Origin of the sequence: Gemmatimonas sp. UBA7669 (assembly GCF_002483225.1) — a bacterium.
GTDB lineage: Bacteria > Gemmatimonadota > Gemmatimonadetes > Gemmatimonadales > Gemmatimonadaceae > Gemmatimonas.
This window is the reverse complement of the sequence record NZ_DLHL01000052.1, coordinates 1-4,739: the sequence shown is the minus strand read 5'-3', so window position 1 is coordinate 4,739 and position 4,739 is coordinate 1. Positions and strand designations below refer to the sequence as shown.

The following is a 4,739-nucleotide window of genomic DNA, read 5'->3' as shown; positions in this document are numbered from 1 at the left end:
CGAGGGCTCAGCATACGACGAGCCCTCGACGCCCGCCCCTCTTATCCTCGGATCCTCCGATCCTCACACCTTCAGTTCTTCGGCTCCTCAGAACCTCGCGCGACCAGCACGCGCCGCATCAACCGGTCAAGCCGACGCCTCTCCGCCTCGGCCCCGAAGCGCTCGGCATGCCGCCTGGCACCGCACCCCAATCGCAAACGCAGCCCCGGGTCATCAAGCAGGCGCGTCATGGCCGCCGAAATGGTGCTGGGGTGGTCAGCCGAGCAGGTCAGGCCGTTCACGCCGTCGATGACATGTTCGCCCACGCCACCGGCCGGCACGGCGACGACCGGCGTACCAGACGCCATGGCTTCGAGCACGGAGAGGCCAAGTGTCTCGGTCGTGGAGGCAAACACAAAGGCATCGGCATCGGCGTAGAGCTGCGGAAGCTCCGTTTCCCGCGATCGCGCACCAAGGCAGTGAACCACGCCCGCTGCGTTTCGTTGGATCCAGTTCCGCAGCCATCCCGTCAAGGGCCCATCGCCGACCAGCTGCAACTGCATGGGGACGTCAGGCCGCGCGGCGCGGACTGCGAGAAACGCGTCGAGCAGCATGGGCAAGTTCTTCTCGGGCGCCAGCCGTCCCACGTACAGGAAGGTGAACGGCGCACGCGCCCCCGGCGCTTCGTGCGCGTCCCGGCGCCGATGTCGCGGATGAAAGTGGACGGTATCAATGCCCCGCCCCCAGACGGCCACGCGCCGCAAGCCGCGGGCGTGCAGGTCCTGACAGGCGGAGTCCGACGGGGTGAAGGTCAGCGCGGCTCGCCGATGACTGTGTGTCAGCCAGCGCGAAACGGGCGTCCGCAACCAGGCAATGCCATAGCTGCGCGTGTATCGGGCGAAATCCGTGTGATAGGACGTCGTGAAGGGAATGCCGCGGCGCGTCGCTTCGATGCGAGCCATACGGCCAACGACAAACTCGGTGGCACAATGCACCACGTCGGGCTGCACACGGTCAAAGGCCTCGCGAACACGGGCCCATTGCGGGCGTGCCACACGCACATCGGCATAACCGGGAAGTGATACCGCGTCGAGCCAGCGCGGACCACTTTCTCCGTCCGTCGGCGGAAGATCGCGGGCAAGCCGCGGCGCGAGCACATCCACGTCCCAGCCGGCATCGCGCAAACCGTCCACCATGGTGGCGGTAACCACACTCACGCCATTGACCTGCGGTGTCCACGAGTCGGTGGCCATGAGCAGGCGCGGACGACGCGGTGCATGCGATAACGCGGAGTTGAGCATACCGTACGCAGACACTCCCGCGTTCCGGCAACATCACACCGTGGTCACGGGCAAGTCACGTGCCGAGTCATGTACAGTGTACACGGCGATCAGCGTACGAGGAACCGCGTCCATCGCGTTCTGGCCAACAGATTGCTCACGCCCCACGACAGGACAAACACCAGCAGCAGAGCCAGCACGTCGAGCAGCATGCCGCGCGTCCTGGGGAGCTGCGGCAGCAGCACATCGATGACAAGTGGATGCACGGCATAGATACCGAGAACCAGCGGGCCAAGCCGCGCCAATCGCGATTGAGCCAGCCATGCCGGATTGCCGAGCGCCAGGCAGGCCGCGCCAAGTCCGCAGAGCATGGTGGAGAACACGGCGTCCTGCGCCAGACTGCGCCCGTAGCTCACACGCAGCCAGGTGAGCTCGGCGGCTGACAGTATCGTGCCTGCCATAAAGAGCCCGATACCCCAGCGCTGCCACTGCCGAGGGAACAGGACGGGTGACGGCGCGCGCCAGGCCAGCGCGATGCCGAGGGTGAAGGGAAGCAAGGCAAATGCCGGCCCGTTGCGCGGGTTGAAGCGCACAGGAATGCCGAACGGCAGCTTCACATAGGGCCGCATGAGCATGGCCAGCGCAAACAGCACGAGGCCCAACAGCAGCAGGGAACGCCAACTCCCCCAGCGCAGCCAGAGCGCCGAGATGCTTGCGGCGAACGCCAGCGCCACAAGAAACCAGAGATGGGTTTCGGCACCTTGCAGCAGCACGAGCAGTTTGTGCGTGCTGATCCACCGCAGATTGCGCGCGAGGATGTCACCGTAACTGGCTGGCCAGTCGCGCAGCAGACGCCCCGAATCCCAAGGCAGTGTGTAAATGAGCGACCAGCCCAGGAACAGAAAGCCGAGGCGTTGCAGCATCTGACGTGTAACCGGCCATCGCCGGTCGGGGTCTGCCGTGCGCTGTGCCCAGAAGAAGCCCGAGAGCACGAAGAAGCACGGCACCGCAAAGCGCGCCAGTTGATTGACGATGGTGGGCAGATTCCACGTGAGACCAATGCGCGCCGGTGGTGCATCATGCGTGAACGGCGCCACGTGAATGGCGATGACGGCGAGAATGGCCAGCACGCGCATGCTGTCCACAGCGGCGAGACGAGACGTCGATACTGACGCCGACGCTGCGTGTGACGCGGGTGGCGGTGTTTCGCGCTGGCTTCTCGTCTCGCCGTCCGGCATTACGGCAAGGGGCGCTGGTAGCGTCCCGTCAGCACACCCTTGCCGCGAATGTGACCAGTCATCGCGCGCAACACCGCTTCACGTGTCGCGGCTGGCGACATGGCCGTTGGAGCGATATTGAGCATGACGTCGAGCGCGTACAGCTCGAACACGTAGTGGTGCGGCGGTCCGGAAGCCGGCGCCGCCGGTCCGCGGTAGTAGGGCCCGCTGATGCTGATCTGCCGCATGCCGTTGTCCAACTGCGCGCCACTCGGCACACCCGCGCGTAGTGACGTGGCCGTCGCCGGAATGTTCCACGCCATCCAGTGCAGCACGTCGTCGGTGGCATCGCCAACGAGTGCGTCGAGATCGCGTACGATGAGCACGAAGCTGCGCGTGCTGTCCGGCACCCCACTCCAGGTCAGTGGTGGTGACACATCACGACCTGTCTGCGCATGCGCCGCGGGAATGAGTCCACCATCGGCAAAGGCCGGTGAGCTCAACGAAAGCACGGCGCGCGGCGCCGGACGCTGCGCCGCAACTGGAGCCGCCACACCAAGCAGCAGCGGCAGCAGTCCAGCGGTCAGCAGGCGGCCAACTGAACGGGCTGAAAGCATGGTGCGCGTCCTCACTTGAAGGAAGCCGGCTGAGTACGCCGCCACGCGTTGTAACGCGCGCGCAGCGTCTTGACGGGATTCAGATTCTCGCCGGGCTTGATGGCGTTCGGTCCACCCTGCGAGGGCTGCGCAACCGTGAGATACATGGCGTAGCGTCCGTCACTATGCGAGCTGCCCACCGGGTCATTGGTGTTGGCCATCAGGATGTACGCGATGTACGACGTGCGTCCCTCACAGGGAATGGCGGGCTTGCTCATGTCGCTGGGCAGCGGCGGGCACACACAGCGGCTGTCGCCGCCGTATTGATCGGCGGTTTCCAGCGCCGCCATGACGCGGTCGGTCAGCGAGCCCTGTGTGTGCACAAAAGCCCGCACGGCGTTTGGAATCACGTCGCCCGTGCGCAGGATGTTGCCCTGAATGGAGTAGTAGATCTCCGTACCCGGCACCTGCCCCTGCATGTCCTGACTCACGTAACCGTTGGAGAGCCCGGAGTGACCGGCGTGGCGGCCACTGAGATCCACGATGCCGAACTGCCGGCTCTGATAGGCCGGATCGGCGCTCAGCATCTCGATGATGCGCGCGGGATCGGTGCCCTTCTGCAGCTCGCGGTACACCAGCATCTGATTGGCGTGTGTGCCGTCAACGGCCGCCTGACAGGCTGCCACGCCCTTGCCGGGCACGACGACGGCCTGGATGCCCCGCAAGAAGGCATCATCGCGATCGACGCAGGTGGCTGAGGCGATCACCACGCGACCGGTGGCCTTGTCGACGGCGATAACCGACCAGGTGGCGTGGGCGGTTGAGGGGAGGAGCAGGAGGGCGAGGAGGAGGATCAGGCGCATGGCGGGGCGGGGATGGGGGGGATGCTGTTCCTTAATGCGCGTCGGGCGTCGATGGGGCAAGTGCTTTTGGTGCGTGTGCTTCCGGCGGCACCGTAGAACTGAAGGTGTGAGGATACGAGGATCCGAGGATAGGAGGGGCGGGCGTCGAGGGCTCAGGCAGGGAAGAGCCCTCGACGCCCGCCCCTCTGATCCCCAGATCCTCCCATCCTCACACCTTCAGTTCAACGATGCCCGCCGACAAGCGATGACACGGCTATGACGTCACCGGCCAATGTACGACCATGCGCCCCCACCCCGACCACCTCTCGGCCCTCGTTATCCACAGCGCCATCCGCATCCACCAGCATCTCGGTCCCGGCCTGCTCGAATCGAGCTACCGCGTGCTGCTCGAGGAGATGCTGCTACGTGAGGGCCTGCGGGTCGCGCGCGAACTGCCGGTTGATCTGGCCTTCGACGGCATCGTGGTGCCGCATGCGTACCGGGTCGACCTGCTCGTCGAGCGACAGTTGGTCGTGGAGATCAAGCACGCTGAGCGTCCGCATCCCGTGCATCGACAGCAGTTATTGACGTACTTGCGATTGCTGGATCTGCCACACGGTCTGTTGCTCAATTTTGGATTGGGGACAATGAAGGAGGGCATTGCAAGGGTGTCGAACCCGAGGACATCGGCAGCTCGGGGTGAGCGCATGAACTGAAAGTGTGAGGATTGGAGGATCTGGGGATAAGAGAGGCGGGCGTCGAGGGCTCGTGCCTGCTTGAGCCCTCGACGCCCGCCCCTCCCATCCTTGTATCTAGCAGGGACCT

5 protein-coding genes are annotated in these 4,739 nt (G+C 65.2%); 1 reads left to right on the top strand and 4 read right to left on the bottom strand.

Features of this window, described 5'->3' with window-relative positions:
- Window positions 1-71: 71 nt before the first annotated feature.
- The 4 genes from B2747_RS15580 to B2747_RS15565 form a co-directional block, all read right to left on the bottom strand.
- A complete protein-coding gene (locus B2747_RS15580; protein ID WP_291162966.1) occupies window positions 72-1,280 on the bottom strand; it encodes a glycosyltransferase family 4 protein in 1,209 nt (402 codons plus the stop codon).
- A gap of 89 nt (window positions 1,281-1,369) precedes the next feature.
- Window positions 1,370-2,404 (bottom strand): acyltransferase, encoded by a 1,035-nt coding sequence (locus B2747_RS15575; RefSeq protein WP_291162964.1) that lies wholly within the window; start codon window positions 2,402-2,404, stop codon window positions 1,370-1,372.
- A gap of 92 nt (window positions 2,405-2,496) precedes the next feature.
- Entirely contained in the window at window positions 2,497-3,093 is a 597-nt protein-coding gene (locus B2747_RS15570; protein ID WP_291162962.1) for a YbhB/YbcL family Raf kinase inhibitor-like protein, read from the bottom strand.
- An 11-nt stretch (window positions 3,094-3,104) separates the two neighbouring features.
- Window positions 3,105-3,935 carry a DUF1028 domain-containing protein gene (locus tag B2747_RS15565; RefSeq protein WP_291162960.1) on the bottom strand — a complete coding sequence of 277 codons (831 nt, stop codon included), beginning with the start codon at window positions 3,933-3,935 and terminating at the stop codon, window positions 3,105-3,107.
- A 281-nt stretch (window positions 3,936-4,216) separates the two neighbouring features.
- On the opposite strand from B2747_RS15565, the gene B2747_RS15560 reads away from it, so the two are divergent.
- Window positions 4,217-4,630, top strand: coding sequence for a GxxExxY protein (locus B2747_RS15560; protein WP_291162958.1), 414 nt, complete (start codon window positions 4,217-4,219; stop codon window positions 4,628-4,630).
- Window positions 4,631-4,739 lie beyond the last annotated feature (109 nt).

Bases quoted from the DNA above. Each gene is read 5' to 3' on its own strand.
- B2747_RS15565 (WP_291162960.1), bottom strand. From the start codon at position 3,935: ATGCGCCTGATCCTCCTCCTCGCCCTCCTGCTCCTCCCCTCAACCGCC.
- B2747_RS15570 (WP_291162962.1), bottom strand. From the start codon at position 3,093: ATGCTTTCAGCCCGTTCAGTTGGCCGCCTGCTGACCGCTGGACTGCTG.
- B2747_RS15580 (WP_291162966.1), bottom strand. From the start codon at position 1,280: ATGCTCAACTCCGCGTTATCGCATGCACCGCGTCGTCCGCGCCTGCTC.
- B2747_RS15560 (WP_291162958.1), top strand. From the start codon at position 4,217: ATGCGCCCCCACCCCGACCACCTCTCGGCCCTCGTTATCCACAGCGCC.